General features: G+C 55.2%; 19 protein-coding genes and 1 pseudogene. 18 read left to right on the top strand and 2 right to left on the bottom strand.

The window, feature by feature from the left end:
- Nucleotides 1-380: 380 nt before the first annotated feature.
- The 9 genes from AC50YL_RS23795 to AC50YL_RS23755 all read left to right on the top strand — a co-directional run bounded on the left by AC50YL_RS23795 (nt 381) and on the right by AC50YL_RS23755 (nt 13,290).
- A complete protein-coding gene (locus AC50YL_RS23795) occupies nt 381-2,183 on the top strand; it encodes an alpha-galactosidase (protein WP_494835195.1) in 1,803 nt (600 codons plus the stop codon).
- Nucleotides 2,184-2,439: 256 nt separating this feature from the next.
- Nucleotides 2,440-4,263, top strand: coding sequence for a sensor histidine kinase (locus AC50YL_RS23790; protein WP_494835194.1), 1,824 nt, complete (start codon nt 2,440-2,442; stop codon nt 4,261-4,263).
- Entirely contained in the window at nt 4,248-5,924 is a 1,677-nt protein-coding gene (locus tag AC50YL_RS23785) for a response regulator (protein WP_494835193.1), read from the top strand. The genes AC50YL_RS23790 and AC50YL_RS23785 overlap by 16 nt, the downstream gene beginning before the upstream one ends.
- Before the next feature lie 107 nt (nt 5,925-6,031).
- Nucleotides 6,032-7,774 (top strand): type 2 periplasmic-binding domain-containing protein, encoded by a 1,743-nt coding sequence (locus AC50YL_RS23780; RefSeq protein ID WP_494835192.1) that lies wholly within the window; start codon nt 6,032-6,034, stop codon nt 7,772-7,774.
- A 114-nt stretch (nt 7,775-7,888) separates the two neighbouring features.
- On the top strand, nt 7,889-8,746 hold the full coding sequence (locus AC50YL_RS23775; protein WP_494835301.1) for an ABC transporter permease: 858 nt from the start codon (nt 7,889-7,891) through the stop codon (nt 8,744-8,746).
- Nucleotides 8,747-8,767: 21 nt separating this feature from the next.
- Nucleotides 8,768-9,655 carry a carbohydrate ABC transporter permease gene (locus tag AC50YL_RS23770; RefSeq protein ID WP_494835191.1) on the top strand — a complete coding sequence of 296 codons (888 nt, stop codon included), beginning with the start codon at nt 8,768-8,770 and terminating at the stop codon, nt 9,653-9,655.
- Between the two features lie 26 nt (nt 9,656-9,681).
- Nucleotides 9,682-11,574 (top strand): heparinase II/III domain-containing protein, encoded by a 1,893-nt coding sequence (locus tag AC50YL_RS23765; RefSeq protein ID WP_494835189.1) that lies wholly within the window; start codon nt 9,682-9,684, stop codon nt 11,572-11,574.
- Nucleotides 11,575-11,887: 313 nt separating this feature from the next.
- Nucleotides 11,888-12,718, top strand: coding sequence for a hypothetical protein (locus AC50YL_RS23760; RefSeq protein WP_494835188.1), 831 nt, complete (start codon nt 11,888-11,890; stop codon nt 12,716-12,718).
- Between the two features lie 86 nt (nt 12,719-12,804).
- Entirely contained in the window at nt 12,805-13,290 is a 486-nt protein-coding gene (locus AC50YL_RS23755) for a hypothetical protein (RefSeq protein WP_494835186.1), read from the top strand.
- Nucleotides 13,291-13,404: 114 nt separating this feature from the next.
- Here AC50YL_RS23755 and AC50YL_RS23750 read toward each other — a convergent pair whose 3' ends face one another.
- Complete coding sequence (locus tag AC50YL_RS23750; RefSeq protein ID WP_494835184.1) at nt 13,405-14,265, bottom strand: helix-turn-helix transcriptional regulator; 861 nt, start codon at nt 14,263-14,265, stop codon at nt 13,405-13,407.
- A gap of 140 nt (nt 14,266-14,405) precedes the next feature.
- On the opposite strand from AC50YL_RS23750, the gene AC50YL_RS23745 reads away from it, so the two are divergent.
- The 5 genes and pseudogenes from AC50YL_RS23745 to AC50YL_RS23725 all read left to right on the top strand — a co-directional run bounded on the left by AC50YL_RS23745 (nt 14,406) and on the right by AC50YL_RS23725 (nt 20,023).
- Nucleotides 14,406-15,359 carry an aldo/keto reductase gene (locus AC50YL_RS23745; protein WP_494835182.1) on the top strand — a complete coding sequence of 318 codons (954 nt, stop codon included), beginning with the start codon at nt 14,406-14,408 and terminating at the stop codon, nt 15,357-15,359.
- Nucleotides 15,356-16,372 (top strand): zinc-binding alcohol dehydrogenase family protein, encoded by a 1,017-nt coding sequence (locus tag AC50YL_RS23740; protein ID WP_494835181.1) that lies wholly within the window; start codon nt 15,356-15,358, stop codon nt 16,370-16,372. Before AC50YL_RS23745 ends, AC50YL_RS23740 begins: the two co-directional genes overlap by 4 nt.
- A gap of 21 nt (nt 16,373-16,393) precedes the next feature.
- A complete protein-coding gene (locus tag AC50YL_RS23735) occupies nt 16,394-17,992 on the top strand; it encodes a glycoside hydrolase family 43 protein (protein WP_494835179.1) in 1,599 nt (532 codons plus the stop codon).
- 202 nt (nt 17,993-18,194) lie between these two features.
- Nucleotides 18,195-19,159, top strand: a pseudogene (locus AC50YL_RS23730) (helveticin J family class III bacteriocin).
- A gap of 12 nt (nt 19,160-19,171) precedes the next feature.
- Nucleotides 19,172-20,023, top strand: coding sequence for an endonuclease/exonuclease/phosphatase family protein (locus AC50YL_RS23725; protein ID WP_494835177.1), 852 nt, complete (start codon nt 19,172-19,174; stop codon nt 20,021-20,023).
- A gap of 146 nt (nt 20,024-20,169) precedes the next feature.
- Here the strand turns inward: AC50YL_RS23725 and AC50YL_RS23720 are convergent, their stop codons facing one another.
- On the bottom strand, nt 20,170-21,255 hold the full coding sequence (locus tag AC50YL_RS23720; protein WP_494835175.1) for a GntR family transcriptional regulator: 1,086 nt from the start codon (nt 21,253-21,255) through the stop codon (nt 20,170-20,172).
- A gap of 350 nt (nt 21,256-21,605) precedes the next feature.
- Between AC50YL_RS23720 and AC50YL_RS23715 the strand changes: the two genes are divergently transcribed.
- From AC50YL_RS23715 to AC50YL_RS23700, 4 genes are all read left to right on the top strand, one after another.
- Nucleotides 21,606-22,487, top strand: a complete 882-nt coding sequence (locus AC50YL_RS23715; RefSeq protein WP_494835174.1) for an ABC transporter permease — start codon at nt 21,606-21,608, stop codon at nt 22,485-22,487.
- A 13-nt stretch (nt 22,488-22,500) separates the two neighbouring features.
- Nucleotides 22,501-23,397 carry a carbohydrate ABC transporter permease gene (locus AC50YL_RS23710; protein WP_494835171.1) on the top strand — a complete coding sequence of 299 codons (897 nt, stop codon included), beginning with the start codon at nt 22,501-22,503 and terminating at the stop codon, nt 23,395-23,397.
- A 41-nt stretch (nt 23,398-23,438) separates the two neighbouring features.
- Complete coding sequence (locus tag AC50YL_RS23705) at nt 23,439-25,076, top strand: extracellular solute-binding protein (protein ID WP_494835170.1); 1,638 nt, start codon at nt 23,439-23,441, stop codon at nt 25,074-25,076.
- 70 nt (nt 25,077-25,146) lie between these two features.
- Nucleotides 25,147-26,754, top strand: a complete 1,608-nt coding sequence (locus AC50YL_RS23700) for a hypothetical protein (RefSeq protein WP_494835168.1) — start codon at nt 25,147-25,149, stop codon at nt 26,752-26,754.
- The last annotated feature ends 80 nt before the right edge of the window (nt 26,755-26,834 follow it).

Below are 26,834 nucleotides of genomic sequence, written 5' to 3'. Positions count from 1 at the left end.
ACGTAAGCGATATGAAATGGGAGGATAAGGTGAACCGATTTCCGGAACTCAAGATCGCTGCGCAACAGATGTCGTTTTGTTGGAAAACGGATAAGGACCAGGCCATGCTTGAACGGGACGGTCGCATCGTGTGGCAAGGAAGTCTGCTGCCTTCTTTTGAGTTGGCGGATGACAACGGACTGACTTCCTATACGGATGGAATTGCCTTGAATGTGTCGGCGCTTTCGGATTCTCGCTATCATATCGCGCTTGCATTCGGCGAATTTGGCAGAGGCTCTCTTCAGGCGATCACCGAAGCATGGGGAATCCGATTCGCCGGTCTGGAAGTGGTATGGCATCAGCCGGCCCGTATCGTAGCGCTCTATTTTGGAACTAAGCGAATGACGGACTTGCAACGCAGGGCCGCGCCATCGCTTGCCAAGCCTTTCTGGCCGAACTGGAAGGCGGAAGGATACTGCCTGCCGTGCGCAGGCACGAATCCGACGCGCAGCTTTTGGCGTTTTTTTGATATGGGCGATGCCCTGCTGCCTCTCGGCAGCTTCGGCGATGCGATGGGTACGTCTTATGCGGCTGCTTATCCGAGGCCGCTGTATGCCGCGGCGATGGGAGGCGGTGACGGATGGCTGTCGTTCGGACCCGGAGCGATCCCGGATGCGGCGCTATCGTTGCAGTTAAAGTCCGCCACCGCTTGCATGCAGTATTTATACAGGGAGGATTTGTGGGAAGCGCCCGACCTTCTGAATCGAAGATGGAGCGAACCGCTCAGACTTGCCTGGGGGAGTAATGGATTCGATGCCTACGACCGGCTCTATCAAACCTTTTCGGTAAGCGGTCCTAAATCGTCCATTCAAGCGAAATCGTTCGTATGCACATGGGGCGATTTCAAGGAAGGGCAGTTTAATCTGAGGGCCATTACGGAACGGGTGTCGCGATCGGCTCCTGCCGATATGATCGTGCTCGACGAATATTGGGAGACTTGCGACAGCAGCGGAATTCCGGACTATAACCGGTTTCCGGAGTTTGACCGAGACATTGCGCATATGCGGGCAAAAGGCTTCGAAATTGCAGTATGGCAGTCTATCGGCTGGATTGAGCAGCCTGAGGCGTTCGGCTTGACCGATAGGGATCTGTTGTGCGGAGCGGACGGGAAGCCGAGGCTCTGGCACTGGTCGGGCGATCCGATCTACGGCAATTCCTATCATTACTGCTTGGATCCCAGCTCGGAGCGGACCAGGTCGTTTCTAACGGAACGTACCGGATCCATCGTCAACCGGTTGAATCCCGCGGCGCTGAAGTTGGATTTCGGCTATGGCTTGCCCGGGCCGGACGTAAGCGCGCCGCGTCGTCCGGAATTGCGGGGAGAACGGCTTTGCTCGGAACTGCTCAAGATCATTACGGGAGCGGCAAAGGAGGCTAAGCCGGATATCGCGATTATCTATTATGGGCTGCATCCGCTGCTTCACGACCATTTCGACGTGATCAATATCGATGATCTAGGCGACGCGGGAGACAGTGCGGCGTACGAGGCTTTTGGGCACAATCAGCGCTGCATGTGGTCGGCACTCGCGGCGCGCCGCGGCATGTTGATCAATACGTCGACAGGCTATTACTGGGACGCGTTGGAGCGGATTTTGCTCAATACGGCCGTTGTCGGTACCAATGGCTTGACACTCGGAGCTGCCGATCGTGCCGGTAAGTCGATAACCGCCTCGCAGCGGCTCCGCTGGCTTGCGCTCGACAACTGGCGCAGGCCCGGCAGCAGCTGGGCTCCGTTATGGCTTGACGCCGATTTCGGAGATGTGAGCCGCGAGCCGGTCATCAGGTCATGGGGACGGGTGGAATCGCATAAGGGCCGTGACAGGATAACCGCCCTCGCATTACGACATACGTCAGGCGACGAGATGACTTTTCCGCAAGTGTCCGGTATCCGTTTCACGGGGGACTGGGCGCTTATCGCGCAAGACAATGAGGACATCTTACAATGCTCCAAGCTGGCCTGTATCCCGTTTGCGCCCGGTGCCCTTACAATTGAGGGAAACTTCGAAGCTGTTATTGAATTCCGCCATACCGAAGAGAGCGAAACGAAAAAGGTTTCGACTTCCGATCATACCGGAAACGCGACATTGTGCATAAGCGGTAATGACCTTCATGAGATCGTCGGATTTATGTTAGTACGAAAATAAATGCCGAAATCGGCAGGGGCTGACCAGGCGGCAGCCCCTTCGTCATGTAAATGACCCGCATTTCGTTGATTTTTTTCGGAAGTCTCGAAAACTCGGATTTGGGATTATGTGGATCGTATTCCAACTGAAAGCGCTTTATAATGGGGTAATACGAGCAGTTAGCGATAAACCATTGCTCGATTTCGGAGGGGGAGGCGAGCTGCAAGCGCGATTGATCGTTGTTCTCATGCCGAATTCACGCAAGGGGCGGCTCGAAATGAATATTTTTCGGAAACAACAATGGAGAATGACGATATTTCCGAAGCTGATCATCGCGTTCCTGCTTGTGGTCGCTCCGATCTACGGCATCGGTCTCATGATGAATCAGCTGGGTGAAAAGAGCGTCAGCGAGGAACTGTCGAAGTCGCTCAATTCGCGTGTCGACTTTTACCTCAACTCGCTTGAGGTAGAAAATGATCGGATGACGGGGCTGCTTCAGCAGTACATCGTCGACAAAGACATCCAGCACGCCGCCTTCGTCAGCAATACGATGACGATCGGAGAATGGACGGAGACGGTGCAGCGCGTCCAGGACAAGCTTCAGCTGATCAAGAACTCGAGCCTTTACATCAAGAGCATAAGCGCGCATATTCTAACGCTGAAGCGAACGATATCGAGCGACGCAACGATCAGCGACAAGCTCGGTTCCGACTATGAGGCTGTCGCCTCCGTATCCAAACTCCGCGGCGTCGGCAAGTACTACTGGAATAACCGGCTGTTCCTGGCGATTGCTTACCCGGGCTCCGATCTGCCGAATATGAAGGAAACGTACGTGCTCTCGATCGAGATCAACGAGGAGATGATGAAGCAGTCGCTGCAGAACTTCTCCGACTACAAGAACGCGGGAGCGATGCTCGTCAATTCGGAGAACGGCTGGACATTGGGCAACCAAGCCGACGAAGGGCTTACGAAAGAGCTTTCGGATTACTTGAGGAACCGTCCCGAGGACAGCGCTGGCAAAGGCTACGCGCAGATCTCCGCGGGAAACCGCTCCTATTTTGTCGCCGATAAGCGTTCGCCTACGTTCGGCTATGATTTGATCGCTTACGTGCCGTCGGCCGAAATGCTCGGTCCGATCGACAAATACCGGATGCTGCTATGGGTGCTGTCGTTCGTCTCGCTCGTCTTTATCGTCTCGTACTCTTACTGGCTGTATCAGCTCATCCGCAAGCCGCTGCATCGGATGATCACCGGATTCCGCAAGGTGGAGGCGGGAAAGATGGAGCCGATACCGCTGCCAAAGGCGCGCGACGAATTCCAATACTTGTTCCAACGGTTCAACATGATGACGAACAATCTGAAGGTGCTGATCCAGGAAGTGTACGAGCAGAAGCTGCGCGCCCAGACGTCGGAGCTGAAGCAGCTGCAGTCGCAGATCAATCCGCACTTTCTGTATAATTCCTTTTTTATCCTCTACCGCTTGGCGAAGATGCAGGATCACGACAGCGTCATCCGGTTCAGCCAGCACCTTGGCGAATACTTCCAATATATTACCCGCAACGGCTCCGAAGAAGTGCCGCTCGACGCGGAGGTGAAACACTCCCGCTCGTATGTGGAAATTCAGAACATCCGCTTCGCCAAGAGCCGCATTACCGTTGATTTCAGCGAACTGCCCGAAGGTTGCGGCGACATGCGGGTACCGCGGCTCATCCTGCAGCCGTTCATCGAGAACGCATACCAATACGGACTCGAGACGAAGCGCAGGGACGGCAGAATCGCCGTGACGATGAACGAGCAGAATGGACAATTGCTCATTTCGGTCGAGGATAACGGCGAACGGCTGACGAACGCCGACCTTCAGCGGATCGAAGCGAATTTAGAGAAACAGGGCGCGGATATGGAATATACCGGCATGCTGAACGTTCACCGCCGGCTGCAAATCCGCTTCGGCGCCGCGTATGGCGTGTCCGTAACCCGCGGCGAAATGGGCGGCATGAAAGCGACGCTGAGGCTGCCGATGCCCCAGTCCCGCGGCAAATCCGCGGAACCAACAGACACGCAAGACGCGAAGGAGAGTGAAAAGCCATGTACCGGCTGTTGATCGTCGACGATGAGCCGATCATCGTCGAAGGCTTAAGCGAGCTATTCTCGCAGTCCGGCCATCCATTGGAGGTCTATCAAGCGTTTGACGGACCGGAAGCGCTGGCGATCGCGCGGAAGCTGCGCATCGACATTCTGCTGACGGATATCGAGATGCCGGAGATGAACGGCATCGAGCTGCAGAAGGAGGTGCTGCGCCTCTGGCCGCGCTGCAAGTCGATTTTCCTGACCGGCTATAACGAGTTCGACTATATCCAGTCGTCCATCCGCGGAGGAGCGATCGATTACGTGCTGAAGACGGAAGGAGACGATTCGATCGTCGCCTCGGTCGAGAAGGCGATTCGCGTCATTGCCGAGGAAGTGACCTACGAAGGACTGATCGCAAACGCTCGCTCGTCCCTTAAGCTGGCGCGGCCGGCTTTGCGCAAGGAGTATTTGACCGGGCTGCTGGAAGGGGAAGCCTCGTCGTCCGCCGCGCGGAGAGAGCGGTTCGCGCAGTTTGAAGTGCCGCTCGATCCCGACTTGCCGGTCGTCATGGCCGTCGGCCGGATCGACCGTTGGCGCGAAGATGCGACGGGAGGCGATAAGTTGTTGTTCGCTTATTCGATCAACAACATCTTCGAAGAATTCGTAGCGCTGGAATTCGACCTGACGCACTTCAGAGGCGGTCACGAGCGGCTGATCTGGCTGCTGCAGCCGAAGACGGGATCGGGGTATCGTCATGCGATCGTCGGCAAGGCGCCGCTGCACGCAGGTGCAGGCGCGGAAGCCGATCCGGAAACCGACCTGCACGCTTATTTGCTAGGGATGCTCGAATCCGTGCAAGACGCTTGCAGCCGATACTTGAAGCTCGCGTGCTCGTTCGTCGTCTCCAGCGAGCCGTTCGAGTGGGACGCGCTCTCGTCCAAATACGAACGGCTGTCGCAGCTGTTCGGCCGCGGGCTCGGACTCGGCAGCCAGATGCTGCTGTCGGACGACCGGGCGAAGGAAAGAGGGGACGAGAAGGCGCGAAGCAAGGTCAAGCGCATCCGGCTGCTCGATCAATACTTGATGCAGAAGGAACGGGAGAAATTCAAGCAGCTGTTCGACGAGATTTCGGAAGCCGTCGGGGAGCCGGCGACGCTTGCGGCAGGCTTGCCGCTCGAGGTGTTCTACGAGCTGTCCGCGATCTTCATTCCGCATCTGAATCGGTTCGAAGCGCTCGGCGGCGCCGGCGCTAACGACATCTCGAGCAAGCTGTTCTCGATCCGCGAGCATCGTTCGTGGAGGGAGGCTTCCGACCTATTCCGCGAGCTGGCGGATGTGCTGTTCGAACGCATGGAAGGCGGCAACGAGCAGGAGACGAGCGAAGTCGTCGAGCAGATTCATCGGTACGTGGAGGAGAATATCGAAGGGGATCTGTCGCTGAACCGCCTGGCCGAGCACGTCTATTTGACGCCATTTTATCTGTCCAGACTGTACAAGCAGAAGACGGGCCATACCATCAGCGACTATATCACGAGGACGAGAATCGAAAGAGCGAAGCGGCTGCTCGGCGAGAGCACGCTTAAGATTCACGAGGTCGGCATGCGGATCGGGTACGATTCGGCGTCCTATTTCACCCGTTTTTTCAAAAAAACGACCTTGTTGACGCCTCAGGAATACCGCGATTCGCTCAAGTAGATATAAAAGGATAAGGAAGGTAAACGTTTTATTATAGTCGCCGCGTCGTATGAACCTCATAATGAAAGCGTACCACAATTCATGCAGGGTACAGGGGAGGCAAGCAGATGGTGTTGAAAAAAGCGAACGCGAAAAGATCGGCAATGCTCTCGTTTCTGCTTATCATGACAACTGTAACAGCTTGCAGTAACAGCAATAACGGCAATAGCAACAACGGCGACAGCCCGCCAAGCGCATCGACAAGCGAAAGCGAAAGCCCGACGGCTTCGCCGGCAGCATCCGGTCCGAGCGGCCCCGAAGGCAAATACGACCCTCCGATCGAAGTGACGACCGTGCGCTCCGTCAGTGCGGCCGCCGAACTTGCGCCCGGCGAAACGTTCGACGAGAACATTTGGACCAAAACGTTCGAAAGCGATCTCGGCATCAAGGTGAAGAACCTCTGGAAAGTAAACGCAGAGCAGTACCAGAACAAGATCGCCGTCACGATGGCTTCGGGCGACATGCCCGACTTCATGAATGTCGACGCCCAGCAGTTCCGGATCCTCGTAGAAGCCGGCACGATCGCGGATCTGACCGGCGTCTACGATAAGTACGCTTCCGATCTGACGAAGAGCTCGTTCGAAGGAAGCAACGACCTGCGTCTCAAAGCGGCGACGGTAGACGGCAAACTCATGGGGATTCCGGCGGACGGCGGAGAATCCGCCGATACCCATCTCATCTATATTCGCAAAGACTGGCTTGACAACGTGGGGCTTCAGCCGCCGAAGACGATGGACGATGTCATCAATATCGCTTTGGCGTTCACGAAGAACGACCCGGACAAGAACGGCAAGAACGATACGTACGGATTAAGCCTCGACTACAATTTGTTCAACGGCTGGTCCGGTCTTGACGGCTTCTTCAACGGCTACCACGCGTATCCGTTCAATCCGACCAAGGGTACCGGCACGAACCTGAACTTCATCAAAGGCGCGGACGGCAAGGTTCAGTGGGCCGACGTTCAGCCGGAAGTGAAAACCGCGCTCGGCAAGCTGGCCGACTTGTTCAAGCAAGGCGCGCTCTATCCGGAATTCAGCGTCATCGACGGCATAAAGTCCGGGGAACTCGCTACGTCCGGTAAAGTCGGAATGACGTTCGGTTCATTCTTCGTGCCGACATGGCCGATCAACAACATGTACAAAGACGTTCCGGGTTCGGATTGGGGCATCTACCCGCTCGTATCGTCCGACGATCAGCCGGCGCTCGCGCAAAGCACGACGGGATTGCCTTCGCACTATTTTGTCGTAAGCAAGAAGTCCGAACATCCGGAGGCTCCGTTCTTGCTGCTCAACACGTATATGGAGAAACTCTACGGACACTTCGATAAGAATTACCATACGGTCACCGTGGATGGCAAGGACTACGGCGAATTCGGACTTGCGCCGATCAACGGAGGCTTGCCCGGCAACAATCCGAGGGCGGCCGTCGCGATTCAAGCGGCGAAAAAATCCGGCGATACGTCGGCGCTGAACGATGAACAGAAGCAATACTTCGATCAGGTGGCAAAATTCGAGGCCGGCGACGCGACGATGTGGGCCGCGAACAAACTGTGGGCGGAAGGCGGCGTATTCAGCCTCCAGGGCCAATATATAGACAACCACCAAATTTTCGCATCGGCGTACGTGGGCAGCCCGACTCCGACGATGGTCGCGAAAGGTCCGTCGCTTCGCGACGAAGAAGTCAAGATGATCACTTCGATCATCATGGGTTCCAAGCCGCTCGACAGCTTCGACGAGTGGGCAGCGAATTGGCTTGCATCCGGCGGTCAGGATATTCTGGACGAAGTCAACGCCAGCGGCATGGTTCAATAAGACGGAACAGGGGGATAGGGACTAGCTGCTAGCCGCTATCCCCTCTTTGCAACCAGGCAGGAGGGAAATCGATTGAGCCGCAGAAATTGGAGACTGGAATTGCCGCTGCACCTTATGCTGGTGCCGGGTATAATCGTGGTGCTGCTGTTCAGCTACGGCCCGATGGTCGGCATCGTCATCGCCTTTCAGAATTTTATCCCGGTTAAAGGGATGTTTCGCTCCGAGTGGGTCGGATTGGAGCATTTCCGGTATATCTATCACTTGTCCGAGACAAGGGAAGTGCTGCGGAATACGGTATTTATCGCTTTTTTGAAAATTATCGGCGGACTCATCGCGCCGCTTGTCACCGCGCTTCTGCTGAACGAGATCATGAAGAAGTACTACAAGCGCACCATCCAAACGATCATCTATATGCCGCACTTCATGTCCTGGGTCATCATGGCCGGCATCTTGCTTGACGTGCTCTCTCCGACATCCGGAATCGTGAATCAATTCATCGCGTGGCTCGGATTTGAAAAGGTGTTCTTCCTCGGCAATGATAAATGGTTCCCTTACGTGCTGGTGGTGACCGACGTATTGAAGGAATTCGGTTTCGGAACGGTTGTCTATCTGGCTGCCATTACGGCCGTAAATCCATCTTTGTACGAAGCAGCCGTCCTGGACGGCGCGAACCGCTGGAAACAAACGCTTAACGTGACGCTTCCCGCGATCATTCCGATCACGATATTGCTTACGACGCTCGCGCTCGGCAACGTGCTGAACGCCGGCTTCGAACAAGTCTTTAACCTGTATAACCCATCCGTCTATTCGACCGGCGACATTCTCGATACTTACGTCTACCGGATCGGCCTGGCCAGCGCTCAATATGGCGTGGCGACCGCCGTCGGACTGTTCAAGTCGGTGATCTCGCTCGTCCTTATTTCGTTGTCTTATTTCATGGCCTATCGTTTCGCGAATTATCGCATTTTCTGACATGCTGCAAGGAGGATTGTCATGGTCCAACACTACTCGCGGAGTCGCAAGCTGTTCGTTGTTTTCAACTATACCTTCCTTGCGGTTTTGTCTCTGATAAGCATTCTGCCCTTAATAAATGTCTTCTCTGTCTCCTTGAGCTCTGCCGCCGCGATAGAAGCGGGCAAAGTTACGCTATGGCCGGTCGACTTCTCATGGAAGGCTTACGAGTTCGTAGCGAAGAAGCATGAGTTCCTGGTCTCGATGGGCATCTCATTAGAGCGCGTGTTGCTAGGCGTCAGCATCAACATGCTGTTAACGGTGCTTACGGCCTACCCGCTGTCCAAGGAAGCGGCGAATCTGAAGTTCCGGACGGGATATGCCTGGTTCTTCGTCTTCACGATGCTGTTCTCCGGCGGATTGATTCCGACCTATATGATCGTGCGAAATTTTCACCTGCTCGACAGCATCTGGGCGCTTGTGCTGCCGGGAGCGCTGCCGATCTTTAACGTCATCTTGATGCTCAACTTCTTCAGGGGCTTGCCGAAGGAACTGTCGGAGTCGGCTTTCATCGACGGCGCGGGACATTGGCAGACGCTCTGGCGGATCATCATCCCGCTCTCGATGCCCTCGATTGCTACCGTTACGTTGTTCGCGATCGTCTCGCACTGGAACGAATGGTTCAATGGACTGATCTATATGAACGATCCGATCCATTATCCGCTTGCCAGCTACTTGCAGACGATCGTCGTCCGCATGGATATGTCCTCGATCAGCGACCCGGCGATGCTGCTCTTGTTGTCGAAGCTGAACGATCGGTCGGTGCGCGCGGCGCAAATTTTCCTCGGCATGGTGCCGGTGCTGTGCGTATATCCGTTCCTGCAGCGTTACTTCATGAGCGGCATGACGCTCGGAAGCGTCAAGGAATAAGGCGTTGATTGGGAGGAAATCGAACGATGTTATATGAACGTTACGGCGAGGCGCGGCTTGAGGAGCTTGCCTTCGGCGACGGCCTTTACGCGCCGTTTCCGAAGGCGGAAGACCGCGAAGCCTGGAGATCGCTCTCATCGGAGAAAAGAAAGAATTGGCTGCGGCTTGCGGACCGTTATGCGGATTACGGCTGGCCGGCGCTTAGGGTATCGGACTATCGCGCCTATTGGACGAGCGGCGACTTGTCGCGACTCAGTCTCGCCTACTTCGAACGGAGAAGCGTGCTCGGCATTCTGGTCATCGCCGAATGCATGGAAGGCGAAGGCAAATACATGGATCAAATTTTAAACGGGATTTTCGCCGTCTGCGAGGAGACGACCTGGGTGTCCCCGGGCCATCGCAGCCACTGGAAGGAATTCGATAAACAAGAGAGCATCCCTAGCAGTACGGAATACGGAGTCGAGCTGGCCTCTGCGGAAACGGCGCGGCTGCTGCTATGGACCCGCTATTTGCTCGGAAGCAAGTTTGACGCCATCAGCCCGCGAATCAACGAACGCATCGTTCGGGAGACGAAGGATCGGATGCTGAAGCCTTACCTCGAGCACGACGATTACTGGTGGCAAGGCTTCACGCCAGGCGAGCGGGTCAACAACTGGAATCCGTGGTGCAACGGCCCGGTGCTGGCGGGATTCCTGCTTATCGAGGAGGACCCGGACGTCAGAAGAGCGGGAATTGCCAAGGTGATGCGAAGCCTCGACGCGTTCATCGCGACTTATCCGGCCGACGGCTGCTGCGACGAAGGACCGTCTTATTGGAGCGCGGCGGCGGGCGGCTTGTATGAATGCCTGGAGATGCTGTCGCTGGCGTCGCAAGGACGTTTCGACATTTTCGGGGAGCAGATCGTGAAGGATATTGGCGCTTATATGCCCGAAGTACACATTCATGGCGATTATTACGTCGCTTTCGCCGATTGCGATGCAAAGGCGAGTCCGGGAGGCGGTGGCGTGTATCGCTACGGTCTTAGCACGGGGGATGAGTCGCTCGTCCGTCTCGGCGCCAGCTTGCCGCCAAGCGGCGATCCGAGCACGCGCATCTGGTTTAACTTGTACGCCTATACGCGGGATTTGTTCATCGAGAAGGAACGGCTCGCGCAGAGAGCGAGTGCACCGTATATGCGCGATGCCTGGTTCCGCGTTACCGAAGTGATTACCGCAAGGGAACGGGAAGGCACCGAGCAAGGCTTGTACGTCGCGGCCAAAGGCGGCAACAACGGGGAGGCGCATAACCATAATGACGTCGGGAGCTTCCTCGTGTTCGCCGACGGCTATCCGCTGCTCGTCGATTTAGGCACGGAGGAATACAAGGCGCAGACGTTCAGCTCGCGGCGCTATGAGCTGTGGTATTTGCAATCGCAGTACCATAACCTGCCGACGGTGCGTGGGGCGCTGCAGCAGAGCGGCGGTCGGTACAAGGCACGCTGTGCGGAATACGCGAAGCAAGGCGGCCGCTCCGAGCTGCGAATGGATATCGCGGGCGCGTATCCGGAGGAAGCCGGCATCGCGGCGTGGGAGCGCACGGTTCGGCTGGATCGGGACGGCGTCCCCGCCGTGACGGTGGACGACGTATTTACCATGAAGGACGGCGCTCCGGCGGAAATGTTCCATTCGTTGATTACGCCCTGCGAGCCAATAATCGAGGGCGAGGGCAGCGGCGAGATCCTGCTGACTTACGCGCCCGGCAAGCAGGCGTTCATCCGCTACGACGCCGAGCATCTTGCAGCGCGAATCGAGAAGATCGAATACATGGAAAGCCGACTGAGAAGAAACTGGGGCGACCGCATGTATCGCATCGTGCTGGAGGAACGGCAGCCGGTCGCTGCAGGCAAGAGAACGATCGCCGTAACGCTCGATCGCGGCTGATCCGCTCGCGCTTGGGGATTAGAGTAGTCAGAGTTCCAAACTGCTGGCGTGATTCAATATATAAGAAATGAAGCTGCCGGCATTTTTTTCGGCAGCTTTATTTCGTTCCAAAAGGAGAGAAAGAAATCCGACCGCCATTTCGGGTTGACCGTACCTTGTCTATTAGCTCCGCAGGCTGCCGATCGCGGGCAGTCTTGTTGTTGTACTATCAAAGCTTAAGATTTGTTGTATTCCTCGGTCGCCGTTAAATGCAACCATCGATTTGTTTATTGCGTTTAGAATGTATGCTATAAAAATGAAGGGAGGTCTTAGTATGAAGCTCGTAAAAACTTTCCTTGCAATCATAATGTTTGCTGCCGCGTGTGCATGTGCAACTAATTCGAGCAACGCTCCCGTTGCCGCAAACGGCTTAGATACAAAAATAAAACTAAATTATGATGTAGCCAGCGTAGAAGATGCCATGGAAGTCAAAGGAATAAAATTCTTATCCCAACCTTCCCGGCAAAATTGGGTCCTGGCAGGCGTGAAGCCGCATGGATATGCGGTTGGCAGCACGCGCGAGCAAAGCGATCCTGAGGAAGAGGCTTCGATTTATATTTTCGATTCCGAGCAGCACCGCGAAGAAGGAATAGCGGACTTCCGCAAACAGATTGAAAAATATGACATGATTTACCCGCGAATTTATGAAAAGCGTAATGTTCTGATTTTATATTGGGGCTCGGGTTACATTAAAAAGCCTGAAAAGTTGGAAGAGAAATTTAAAAATGCCATGAACAGCCTTCGTATTATTACGGCGTTCAACGGCGCCTCGTCAGGCGACAAAGAAGTTCCCTATACAATACTAATTGGTGGAGGGCGTTACGGTGGAATAGCTTTTGAGAAAGGTACGGCAATTGGATCTATCGATACACATAGGAACGGCAAGGTGCATACCATTCAAATCCGCGGCTGGAGGCTGCCCTCAGCGATTACGCTCGCGTATAAAGGTAACGATGTGGAGGTGCATTATTTAGAAAGTTCTTCATCGCAAACAGAAAATGTGTCGGTCAGCTTCCGTGATGATGCTTTGGAGCCGACTCATATCAAAGTATTTTTAAACGGGCGAAAACAACGTGTTGTCGGTATTGAACAAGGAATCGAATGACGGTATGTAATCTATCTTTCGCTCTCCAAGATAAATCAATAGAGGCCGGCCGTGATAGGAAAAAACGCGCAAAGGAGCAGGTTCCGGTGAAACGATTAACGATGCTGCTCGTGGCTGCATGCGCTGCCGGTTTGCTAGGTGCATGCGAGGATCAAGACCGGCAAGCTTCGCCATTGCTTTCTTCGCAGCAGCAAGCGGCAGAGATTCATACGACGGTACAGGAACAAGTTGTCGTTGGACAATCGCGGTCTTGCCAAGAACCGCCGGAGACCTTAACGGTGGCGGATACCTTCTATACCTTCGTGGAGCTCGGCACGGTCGAGGAGCCGGTCATGAATCTTGGCTATATCGCCTGCGAGCAAGGCCGATTCACGACGGGGGATGGAGGACCCGGAACGCTGATCATATACGGCACCGCCCCGTCTGAAGGCAGGCGGAAAGCGGTCGTAGTCATAGGGGCTTGGGGACGGGCGTTGTATGAAAACGTACGGGCGTCGCTTTGCCTACATGACGAATATGAATGGAAGTTCGGCACGACCGCTTTCGGCATGGCCGTTCGCATCTCAGATTGAACCTCCGGACGCCGGCGCCAAACTCAGAAATCGTCTAACCTCCATTAGGTTGTCCTTGCGGGCAACCTTTTTTGTGCTTGCCTGCAAAAGATGCTGCTGGCCCGGCATCGCCGGCTAGAGCTTGACGCTCTGTCTGAATGCAGCCGGAGTCGCGCCCGCGATTTGTTTGAACAAGCGGTGAAAATGGGGGAGGCTGTCGAAGCCGCAATCGGCGGCGATCGCCGCGACATTGTCATCCGACTGCAGCAGAAGTCCACGGGCACGGATAATGCGTTTGGCCGAGATGAACCGGGTAACGTTCATGCCGGTCGATTGTTTGAATACCCGGCTGAAATGAGCGGGACTGACGGAGGCGAGCGCGCAGAGCTTGCTTAGACCGATGTTTTCGCAGTAGTGACGATCGATGTACAGCAGGATATCCCGCATCCAAGCCGGCCCGGCAAAGGGCATCGCGACGCGCGGTTCGCCGGCGATCTCGCGATTGACGGCGAGCAGCAGGTGCTGCAGGTTCAGAACGACGGCATGACGACAGCCTGGCCGTGCGGTTCGAAGCTCGCTATCGATCACGTCAAGATGCCGGTCGAAAGCTTGCATGAGCGGCGCCGAGCATGCAAGTTTGTAGCCCTGATTCGCTGCGGCGTGTTCAAATCCCTGCAAGTACGTGAACGCTTCGCCGAGCGTGGCTTGTCCCAGCAGCATCGGACTGAAAAACAGCGCCGTGGACGTTACGGGATCCTCTTTGTCAGGGAAGGCGCGGTGAATGGTATTGCCCGGAATGAGGAAGAGATCGCCTTCGCGCATCTCGTAGATCGTCCGATCGATGAAGAACGCTCCCTTGCCGCGATGCACGTAGACGAGTTCATACCAATCATGCAAATGATCGGGCAGTTCCAGCTGCGGCGTCTTCGTATCTTTATAGTTGAACGAAAAGGGAAAAGCCGCCTGCGCATCAAAGTTTTTGCGTATCGCTTTCATCGGCGATGTCCCCTTGGAATAAGTTTGTTCAATAATATCAAAAACGAGCATAAAACTGCAATCATTCGCTATTTATATTATTTTATATGCTGTTAAACTCGGAAAAGGATGGTCAATAACAGAGGACGGGGTGATTGTTAGTGAAGTATCGCAAATTGGGCAAGACCGGACTCGATGTGTCCGTGCTCGGCTTCGGAGCATCTTCGCTCGGTTCCGTATTCCGGGACACGAATGAAGACGAAGCGATTCGAACCGTGCATGAAGCCATCGACGCCGGGATCAATTATATGGACGTGTCGCCCTATTATGGCTTGACCAAGGCCGAGACGGTGCTGGGCAAGGCGATTCGGGAAGTTCCGCGGGACCGATTCCTGCTGTCTACCAAAACGGGACGCTACGGCATGGAAGACTTCGATTTCTCGCGAGCGCGCATCGTCGCCGGCTTAGAGGAGAGTCTTCGGCGGCTCCATACGGATTACGTAGATATCTTGTTCTTGCATGATATCGAATTCGTGCCGGCGGACATTATCCTGGAAGAGGCTTTTCCGACGCTGTTGCAGCTGAAGGCGGAAGGAAAGATTCGGAATGCCGGCATCTGCGGCCTGCCGATCCAACTGTTCGAGTCGCTGCTTCCGCAAGTCGAATTGGACGCGATTATTTCCTACTGCCATTATTCGCTCAACGATACGTCGCTGCTCGATCTGCTGCCGCTTCTTGAGAAGCAGGACGTCGGTCTGGTGAATGCCTCGCCGCTCGCGATGGGGTTGCTCGGCACGCGCGGGACGCCGAACTGGCATCCCGCCGGGGATCGCCTCAAAACCGTCTGCCTGGAAGCGGCGAATTACTGCGCGGAGCAGGGTACGGAGATCGCGAAGTTGGCCATTCAATTCTCGACGAGCCATGAACGCGTGCCGACAACGCTCGTCAGTACGGCGAACCCGGCCAACATTCGCAAGAACGCGGCATGGACGGATGAGCCGATGGACGAAGCGCTGCTTGCCGAAGTGCTGGAGATCTTGAAGCCGGTCAGGAACGAGACTTGGATTAGCGGCCGTCCGGAATACAACGAGAAGATTGGGGTCGATCGTCAATGAGAGGAATCGTTTGCGCGGAAATCAACCGTTTCGAGTTGGTCGAGGATTTGCCGGAGCCGGCGGTAGAACCCGGGCATGCCGTCGTACAAATCAAACGAGTCGGCATCTGCGGCACGGATCTGCATGCATACAAGGGCAATCAGCCTTTCTTTACGTATCCCCGCATTCTCGGGCATGAGCTGGCCGGCATCATCGCGGAGATTGGAGACAACGAGCAAGGGTATCGTGCCGGCGATCAGGTAAGCGTCATCCCCTATCTGCATTGCGGGACGTGCATCGCCTGCCGCGGCGGCAAGACGAACTGTTGCATGGACATGAGGGTGCTCGGCGTACATGTCGACGGCGGAATGCGAGAGCGCATCTCCGTGCCGATCCGTTGTTTGATCGCAACGAACGGGCTGACATTGGAGCAGACGGCCGTTTTGGAGCCGCTTGCGATCGGTGCGCATGCCTTTCGCAGGTCGGGACTGCGCGCAGGGGAAACGGCACTCGTCATCGGCGGCGGCCCGATCGGGCTTGGCGTCATGGCGATCGCCAAGCATGCCGGTGCGAAGGTCATTGCGATGGACGTGATGGACGAGCGATTGGCCTTCTGTTCGAAGTGGGCGAATGCAGATGCTGTCGTCAGCGCGCTGCAAAACCCGCTTGAAAGCATCTTGGATGCCAATGAAGGCGAGCTTCCGACGGCGGTGTTCGATGCGACGGGAAATGCGAAATCCATGGCCGATTCGTTCCGGTATGTCTCCCATGGCGGGAGGCTCGTGTTCGTCGGCCTCGTGAAGGCGGACATCGCCTTCCACGATCCGGAGTTCCATAAGCGGGAATTGACGCTTATGGCCAGCCGCAACGCAACGAAGGAAGACTTCGACACCGTCGGAGCTGCCTTGGCGAGCGGAACGATCGACGTGGACGCCTATGTGACGCATCGGGTTCCGTTTGCGGAGATGATCGATCAATTCGAGCGCTGGTTGATGCCGGAAACGAAGGTCATTAAAGCGATGGTCGAGCTTTAACCGGATCGAGGGGGTCTTATTATGCAAGCTGCGTTAGCAGAAGAAACGATGAGACAGCTATCGGCACGGGGGTTTTGGGGGGAACAAGCGAACAAGACGTACATAAACCCCGTCCTGGCGGGAGATTACAGCGATCCGGACGTCATACGCGTAGACGAAGAGTATTACGCCATATCCTCCACGTTCCAATATTCGCCCGGCATGGCCGTGCTTCACTCGAACGACTTGGTGAATTGGAATATCGTCGGCCATGTTGTCGAGGATCTGACCAGGATTTCCCCGGAGTTGAACCATGATCGCATGAACCGTTACGGCCGCGGGATATGGGCGGGGGCGATCCGTTATCAGGCCCATAAATTTCGCGTTTATTTCTGTACGCCGGACGAAGGCTTCTTTATGAGCGAGGCCGATCATCCCGCGGGTCCTTGGGAACCGGTGCATGGACTGTGGAAGACTGAGGGATGGGATGATTGCTGTCCCTTCTGGGATGATGACGGCCAAGCGTATTTGGTGGCGACGAATTACGCCGACGATTATAAGATCCATTTGTTCAAAATGAGCGCCGACGGCAGACAACTGGATATAGACAGCGCGGTCGTCATTCACCGCTTCAAAGGAAGCGAAGCGAATAAGCTGTATAAAATCGACGGCCTGTACTACTTCTTCCACAGCGAGGTATACGACCGGGCGGGCGAAGAGAACGTACGGGTTGTCATGATGCTCCGTTCCGCGAATTTGTACGGCCCCTATGAAGAAAAGGAGCTCATTCATACGCACGGAACCCGGATAGACCGAGAACCGAATCAAGGCGGCTTGCTCCAGACGCCGTCCGGAGCGTGGTATTTCCTGACGCATCAAGGGACGGGCGGTTATTTCGAGGGGAGGACGCTGCATCTTTTGCCGGTGGAGTGGATCGACGGCTGGCCGATCATGGGCAAGGACATCGATGGAGATGGCATCGGCGAGATGGTATGGGGAGGCGCTATGCCCGTTCATGATAAGGTCAGTGCTCCGACGCCATCGGATGAGTGCGATGATTTCGATACGCCGACATTGCTTCCCAGATGGGAATGGAATTATCAGCCGCGTGCGGACAAGTGGTCGTTAGCGGAGCGGAGGGGCTTTCTCAGACTGCATGCCTGCATCCCCCTGGAACGCGGACAGCTCTGGAAAGCCTGCAACACGATTACGCAGCGCGCGCATCGCAGCGCAAGCAACGAAGTCGTCGCGAAGATCGGCCTTGCGGGAATGGCCGACGGACTAGAAGCCGGGTTATGCCATTTTGGCTCGGATTATTCGACCATCGGTCTGGTTCAAGAAGGCGAATTCAGGAGATTAACGTACAGCGAGGCGGGGACAACGACGTACGGGCCGGAATTCGCGGGTGAATGGATATGGTTGAAATCAACGTGGGATGCGGGAGGCAACCATCGTTACTCCTATAGCTTGGATGGCGAGCGCTATGAGGCATTCGGCGAACCATACGCGTTGAATTGGGGGCATTACCGGGGGGATCGCATCGGAATTTACTGCTACAACAACAAAGCCGAAGCCGGCTACGTGGACATCGATTGGTTCCGTTCGCGCTGCATTCGCACAGCGACAAGCTTGCAATTGTAAATCTGCTGGTAAGGCGGAGTCGTTGGCGGACCGGCGTCCGGCTCATGTTCAGTTCTGTCGCAAGCTCGTTTTCAGACAGCTGGTTCGATCGATTTGTACAACATTAACATGATATGGTCCTTGCAGACTATTCTAAGCGATCTCCTAATAATCGATAATCATTCTGTACAAAAAAGTCGTATTATTCAATCGAGGTATTTGCATGAATCGGATCGAGGCGCTTAGACGTACGAACAAGCCATTACGATTACTCGCTTCCTTTGGACTCGCGCTGCTGATGTTCGGCATGACGGTTTTGTCGGCCTTTGCGGCGACGCCCGGGAAGACGGTGAGCGCTTCGGACTTCATCACAACCTGGCCGTGCAGAAAGCTTACATCGCATCCACGTATCTCTACGTCACGCAGCGGTCCGGCGGAACGGTGTACCTGTCGAGGCTGCTGATGAACGGAACGAACGCGACCTATGTGGACGAGATGACCGTTACCAACGCAGGTCATGGCCAAACCTTGGACATGTATACGTACAAGGACATCAATTACTTTTATTTCAGCTCCAAGGCCGATCCTTCGACAACGTACGACTGGTCGCTTCAGGTAGCGAGACTTCAATACGCGGCCGGCGCGACGTACGATTATACGGATCTTCATCGGTTTACCTTCATGAATTACGCCAATGAGACCGGCGCGAGATTGGGCGAGACGTACCGCGTCGACGGCGGGGGCAACAGCGCCTATACGATTTTCCGCATTCAAACCGCCGAAGGAACGGTAACTTGGTCCGTGTACGACACGGTAGCTTTGAACAAGCTGCTGGACGGCAACGAACAGGTCGGAATGGACAGCGCGGAGGCGGTAAACGCGAGCGTCTCCAGCGTTACCCAGGCGGACGGCGCGATCGTCAGGCCGAACGGATCCTTCCAAGGCTTCGACATGCTCTCCGGTACGGATATCTATACGTCGGGCGGAGCGGAAGGCGAGACGCCGCAGATTGCGATGATGTCGAACGCAGGCGCGTACAAGACGCTGGTGAAAATAACGAACGTGGGCACCCATGAGATCGAAGGCGTGCAAACCAAAGACGGCAACGTGTATTTTACCATCGTGACGGATACGGTGAATAAGCAAGATACGCAGAAAATTTACTATGTCCCGGACAGCCTTTTTTAACGGGAAGACCGGGTGCAGACCGCAAACGAGCGGATGAGGAAAGGGGAAGAGATCGGGATGGACATGACGGTCATGACCTTTAATTTGCGGACAAGCACGGCAAGCGACGGCGATCACGCCTGGGTCTACCGCCGCGACAAGGCGGCCCGGATGATTCGGGATCATGAGCCGGCGATCGTCGGCACGCAGGAGACGCACGCCCATATGCTCGAAGAGCTGCAGCTGTCCGAGTACGCCTGGGTCGGCGAAGGACGCCGCGGGGGCAACGAGGACGAGCACTGCGCGATCCTGTACAAGAAGGATCAACTGACGCCGGTCGACCACGGCACCTTCTGGCTGTCGGAACAGCCCGAAGCGCCGGCCAGCATGAGCTGGGACACCTCGCTGCCGCGCATATGCACATGGGCGCACATGCGGCTTTCGGCGGACGGGACCGAGTTCATCCTATTCAATACGCATCTGGACCATAGGGGTCCGCTGGCGAGGGAAATGGGAATCAAGCTGATATGGAACCGCATCCGCGAGATGCGCGAACGGAAACGGCTGCCCGTCGTTCTCATGGGCGATCTTAACTCGACTCCGGACGAGATCGCGGTGCGCATCCTGCGCGGGGAAGTGCCTGCCGCCGACGGCTTCGTGGACATGCGGGATGCGTACGCGGCGATAGACGGTCCGGTAGGCGCGTCCGCCAATATGAATTTTACCGGAGGTCCGGACGGCGAAACGATCGATTATATTTTCGTTACGCCGGATATCGCCGTGCTCTCCGCCGAGATCGACCGGCGACGAATCGACGGCAAGTTTCCATCGGATCATTATCCGGTGACGGCGCGGCTGCGGTTCCTTGCCGGCGGTACGGATTAAGGAGGAACGTCCGACTCCGGCCGTTGTTGCCGGAAGGGAGTCGGAAGAGGTTCTTTCAAACAGAGACCCAAGTCCATGGGCGGACTTGGGTCTCTGTTTGTATGGGCTGTTTTATGGGAATCGAATCGTACGGACGCGGCGCGGCTTTATGGTTTTTGGGTCGAATTGCGAATGATCAGTTTGGTGGATAGCTGCATTTTTTTGTATACGCGGGGGTGATCTTTATGGATGTCGAACAGAAGCTTGGCGCCTTCGTAGCCTAATACGTCGAAATTTTGTTTGACGGTGCTTAGCGCGACTTTGGCGAATTTCGAGCTTTCGAAATCATCGAAGCCCATGACGGACAGTTGCTCCGGAATGTTGATGCCTTGCGACGTTAGCTGCTCGATCACCTCGAGGGCGCGTCTGTCGTTTACGCAAAAGAGGGCCGTGAGCGCTCCCTTTTTGATTTGGCCGATCAGCTTGGCGTAGTCCAACTCCTGCGCGAAGAACAAGATGTCGTCGCCCGGAACAAGGGACGCGTCCGTCAAGGCTTGACGGTAGCCGTCGTAGCGGTCGACCTCGGTGCTCAAGTGAAAGTCGTAGGCGGCGAATCCGATGTTCCGATGGCCTTGGTCAAGCATATAGGTTACCGCTTCGTAGGCGCCGTCATGGTTGTTGCACGTAATGCAGTCTACCGGATAGCCGGAAGGGATGCGATCGAGCATGACGAAAGGGATCGATTTCTTTCTGATTTCGCTCAGATACGCCTTGGCCGCATTGGGATCGGCGGAATAAATAAGCAGTCCGCGGGTCTCGGATTGAATCAGCTTCAATATGAGTTCGCGCTCCCGTTCAAAATCATTATCCACGAATTCGATAATGAGCTTGCACTCCCGTTGGCTTAGGAAGGACTGAACGCCTTTTATAATCTGCATGTATGAACTGTCGTAATTCTGATTGCCGGACATGATAAAGGTGACGTAACTGGACCCTTTATCGATGGCTGCATCGACGGGGGCGGTCCGATCGGAAACAAAGCTGCCTTTCCCCCTGACGCGATAAATGATTCCCTCGTTCACCAACTCCGTCAAAGCTTTGCGAACCGTAATGGAGCTGACGTCAAGCAATTTGGAAAACTCCGCTTCGCTCGGGATCCGGTCATGATCGCCGAGCTCGTTGTTCTCGATTTGCAGCAATACATAATCCTTGACCAGTTGGTACTTCGGCAACGTCGTGTTGTCTTTGCTCATCGATAGCCCACCTCTAATGTATATTTGCTTCATTATAGCTTAACTCGAATATGAAGTATACAAATCGATATTATATAGTATACTAACTTAACTCTGAAGTATAAGGATATTGAGAAGAAAAACAGTATTGACGCATGAAATAGTATGTGTTAATTTTACCATATCATAATAACTTTGGGAGTTGGTGTATAGCGAGCGAACAGTTCATACAGCGCGGCAGCGCGTAATCTCAGGTGCGGACCATTGGTCGGCTATATTTTTGGTCTGCAATGAAAGCGTTTTATTAGGGATTAAATGCAGGTGAAGGGGTGTTTTTCTTGCTATCGACCAGTAAAAGGCTGCTTCCGAAGATGTGGAAACAACGGTATCTCTATCTGATGGTGCTGCCCGGGTTTCTATCGGTTCTCATCTTTTGTTACTTTCCGATGTATGGGATTACGATTGCCTTCAAGGATTATAATGTGTCAAAAGGTATACTAGGTAGCCCGTGGGTAGGGCTCGAATACTTCGAAACCTTCTTTCATGACCCGATGGCCTTCAGGGTGCTGAAGAACACGCTGCTGCTCGGTCTCTACACGTTGATCTGGTCGTTCCCGGCCCCGATCATACTCGCTTTGCTGCTGAACGAGCTGAGAAGCAAGTCGTTCAAGAAGATCGTCCAGACCGTTTCGTACTTTCCCCACTTTATCTCGGTCGTCATTCTTGCCGGCATGCTGAAGGATTTCACCGCCCGGGACGGTCTCTTCAATAAGATCATCGGTTTCTTCGGCGGAAGCCCGAAAATGTTTTTGCTCGATCCCGATTATTTCCGGACGATCTTCATCTCGTCGGGGATCTGGCAGGGGGTCGGCTTCGGAACGATCATCTACCTGGCCGCGCTCAGCGGAATCGACCCTACGCTTTACGACGTTGCCGAGGTCGACGGCGCCAGCAGGTGGAAGAAGGTCCTGCATATCACGTGGCCCTCGCTGAGGCCGACGACCGTCATCCTGCTCATCTTCTCCTTGGGCGGCGTGCTCGGAACGGATTTTCAGAAAATCATCCTGCTGTACTCGCCCGAGACGTACGAAGTCGCCGACGTTATCGGTTCCTACGTATACCGGCAAGGGATATTGGGAGCGAGATACGAGTACACCACGGCAATCGGGTTGTTCATGTCGGTGATCTCCTTCATCATCCTGTACGTCTCGAACATGATCAGCCGCAAAGTTTCGGATACGAGTTTGTTCTAAGGGGGGGAGAAGCTTGATCAAAGTAAGCGCAGGTTCCAGAGTCTTCGATGCTTTCAATATCCTGATGATGGTCGTGATCCTCGTCGTCGTGCTCTATCCCATCTTGAACATCATCGCGGTTTCCATGAGCGGCGCCCGGTTCATTTCTTCCGGAAACGTGTCCGTTTGGCCGAAAGGGTTTACCTTGCAGGCGTACGCCAATGTATTTCAGGACCCGCTGATTTACAGGGGGTATGTGAATTCCGTCTTCTACGCGGTAGGTTCTACCGGCATCATGCTGGTCTTCACCTCCTTGATGGCCTACCCGCTCACCGTGCCTGGTTTTATCGGGAAAAAGTTTATTACGATCTTCCTCATGATTACGATGTTCTTCGGCGGGGGCTTGATTCCGACGTATCTGCTGATGCGCAGCCTGCATTTGCTGGACACGGCCTGGGTGATGATCCTTCCGGCCGCGATCGGCGCCTACAACGTGTTTCTGTTCAGAACGTTCTTCTTGAGCATTCCGGCCGAGCTGAAGGAATCCGCGGTGATCGACGGCGCGAACGACTTCGTGGTGCTGTACAGAATCGTGCTGCCGCTATCCAAAGCGCTGCTCGCGACCTTCGCCTTGTTCGGCTTGGTCGGAAGCTGGAACAGCTGGTTCGATGCGTTGATCTACCTGAGGGACCAGGATAAGTATCCGTTGCAAATGATCTTAAGAAACTATTTGTTCACGCTCGATACCAGCGCCATCCAAGGAAGAGTAGGGGCGGGCAACGTGGCGATCAATGCATCCGGCACCGCGCTCGATCCCAAGGCGATCCGAATGAGCGTCATCATCATCACGATGTTCCCGATCATGGCCATCTATCCGTTTTTCCAGAAGTATTTTACCAAGGGCGTCATGATCGGGGCGATCAAGGGCTGACCGATCGATTCATGCAACCATAATCAATGGGAGGGATTGAGATGAACAAAAAAGCAAGTATGCTCGGCCTGCTTGCGGTATCCATGTTCGCGTTCGCGGCATCGGGCTGCAATGACGATGCGAATCAGGCTTCCGGAAGCAACGCCAAGGACACCGCCGGCGGTACGCTGTCATTCTCCGTAACGCTGCCTACGAGCGGGGTGGACAACGAGAACAGCATGATCGGCAAAGAGTGGAAGAAACAGATGGAAGCGAAGATGGGCAAGAAAATCGACATTAAATATAATTACATCCCCTCGTCCGAGTACGACGAAAAGGTCAAACTCATGATCGCAAGCGACGATATGACGGATTTCTTCGTGACGCCGTTGTTCTACGACACGTCCGATATGGCGAATCAAGGCCAGATCCTCGAGCTGAGCCAATACGAGAAAGACATGCCCAACTACATGAACTACCTCGCCAAAGTGAAGAACGGCATGACGCGCGTCACGAACGCCGACGGCAAGATGTACTATTTCAAAGAAACGTCGACGCCGAGATTTCCGGAAGACAAAGGCATGCTGATTCAAAACGCGTCCGCTTACCGCTACGACGTCTTCAAGGCGAACAATATCAAAGTACCCCAGACGCTGGACGAATTCTACGACGCGGCCAAAAAGCTGAAGGAGCTCTACCCCGATAAATATCCCGTCGATACGCGATGGAACAGCTTGCGCTCGCTCTTCGCCGCCAATCACGTGAAGGACGATATCTACTGGGACGGCAGCAAATACGTATACGGCGTGTTGGGCGAAGGCTACAAAGACGCGCTGGAATTCGCCAACAAGCTGTACGCGGAGAAGCTGCTCGATCCCGAGTATACGATCGATACGGACGACACGCTTCAGAAGAAGGCGCTGAACGGCGATACCTTCATGTGGCTCACCCAGTGGTTCACGTCGCCTGGCGATTACACCCGCATCGCGAACGACGGTAAAATATTCGCGGTGTCCTTATATCCGGACAATTCCGACTACGGCAAGGCGTGGCAAGAGGTTGCCAACGGCAACACCCCGGATTTGGGCTGGGCGACCTTCTGCATCAACGCCAAAACCAAAAATCCCGAGGAGTTGGTCAAATTCGTCGATCTGCAATATTCGGACGAGATCACGCGGCTGCTGACGTGGGGAATCGAAGGGACCACCTATACGACCGGAGCGGACGGCAATCCCACTTTCGTGGAGGCCTTCAAGACGGCTTCGGATCCATGGGCGGAAGGCGACAAGTACGGCATCCGGGCAAGCAAGAAGTATTCGCCCGGCTTGCAGGTGTCCAACGACGCCAAAGCTTTCGTAGACTTTGCGGCCATGGACTATACGGTATTCAACGATAAGTACGAAGAAACGCCGATCGAGAAATCGCCGTACCTCAGAGGGTTGTCCATGCCGAGCAACGAGTACGTGCCGACCTGGTACAGCGAGCCGGCGATCCAATTCACGACGGACGAGAGCCAGCAAATCTCCGAGATCATGAACCCGATCAAGACGTTCGTCACCGAAGAGCAGGCCAAGTTCGTTTCCGGCAAAGCAACCTTCGAGGATTGGCCGAAATTCATCGATCAAGTCAAAAAGATGGGCGATGTCGATAAAGTAATTCAAATCTACAATGACGCCGCGGAGCGGGCGACAGCCAAGTAAGCGACGCCCTCATCGCATCTCGGAATCGACAGGGATATTGAAATCATGACGCATGGGAGGCTGTTTTCGGATGAAACTGCGTTTCTGGAAATTATCGTGCTTAACGGCGGTATTGTTGATGGCGATGGCCGTGCTGCCGGTCGTCTCTTCGGCTGAAGATCTTGGCGGCAAGGGGTATTCCAATCATCGCGAGCCGTTCATGATCAAGGTGGTGGATTCGCTGACGGGGCGCGGCATTCCGCTCGTGGAGCTGCGGACGACGAACAACATTTCCTATTATACGGACAGCGCCGGGGTGGTCGCTTTCGACGAGCCCGGGCTCATGGATCAAAGCGTGTTCTTTCATATGAAGAGCGACGGGTACGAAGTTCCCGCGGATTTCTTCGGCTATCACGGCCAAGCGGTAACGGTCTCGCCCGGAGGCAGCGCGACGCTGCAGATGAACCGGATCAATATCGCGGAACGGCTCTATCGCGAGACGGGGCAGGGCATCTACCGGGACAGCCTGCTGCTGGGCCTCGACACGCCGATCAAGGAGCCGGTCGCGAACGGGCTGGTCATGGGCCAGGATTCCGTGCAGACGATCAAGTACAAGAACAAGCTGTACTGGTTCTGGGGAGATACGGACAGGCCGGCTTATCCGCTCGGCAATTTCCGCACGACCGGCGCGACCTCGAAGCTGCCCGGGAACGGCGGGCTGGATCCCGACGTCGGCGTGGACCTGAAGTACTTCACCCAGCCGGACGGCTTCGTGAAGAGCATGGTGCCGCCGCTGCCGGACGGCGCGAACATGGCTTGGATCTTCGGCTTGATGACGGCGAAGGATGCCTTGGGCAAGGAACGCCTGCTCGCGGGCTACAGCACCTTGAACCCGGAGCTGGTCGCCCGCGGCATTCTGGTCTTTAACGATACGACGGAGCAATTCGAGCCGCTCGTGCAGTTCCCGTCCAAAGACGATTGGCGCCATCCGGGCGGGCAAGCGACCTATTACGAAGAAGAAGGCAAAGGCTACTGGCTGTTCACCGAGCATCGCATTCCGAATCTGCGCGTGGCCGCGGACTATAATGCCATCATCGATCCGAATCAATACGAGGCTTTCACCTGCCTGACGCCGGGAACGGCCTACGACGGCGCGAACAGCTCCCTGGAGCGGGATGCTAGCGGCAAGCCGGTATGGGGATGGAAGAAGAATACGCCGCCGGTCTCGCAGGATCAGGAGAAAGCGTTGATTCAGCTGGGATTGATTACGGCCGCCGATACGCATTATTTCCAGCTGAAGGGCGCGGACGACGGCGAAGAGGTCCAGCTCGCGCAGTCCTCCGTCGCGTGGAATCCGTACCGCCAGCGCTATGTCATGATCGGGCAGCAATTGTTCGGCAAGACGTCGGTGCTCGGCGAGATCTGGTACGCGGAAGCGCCGTCGCCGCAAGGACCTTGGACCACGGCGAAGAAGATCATCACGCATGACAACTACACGTTCTATAATCCGGCGCAGCATCCGCTCTTCAGCAAGGACGGCGGACGAATCATCTACTTCGAGGCCACCTACACCAACACGTATACGGATCATGTCGCGACGCCGCGCTATAACTATAACCAGGTCATGTATAAGCTGGATCTGGACGATCCGAAGCTCGGGTTGACGCCGGTACCTTCGACAGGAGCAACGAACGGTTAACGGTTGAGTCGCCGGGCGCATAAGCGAGCCGTCTGCCGTACGTTCAATTGCTATTGTCTACTAATTGCGGGAAGCCTTGC

The organism is Paenibacillus sp. J22P277, from assembly GCF_059383675.1.
This window is presented reverse-complemented; position numbering and strand designations above follow the sequence as displayed.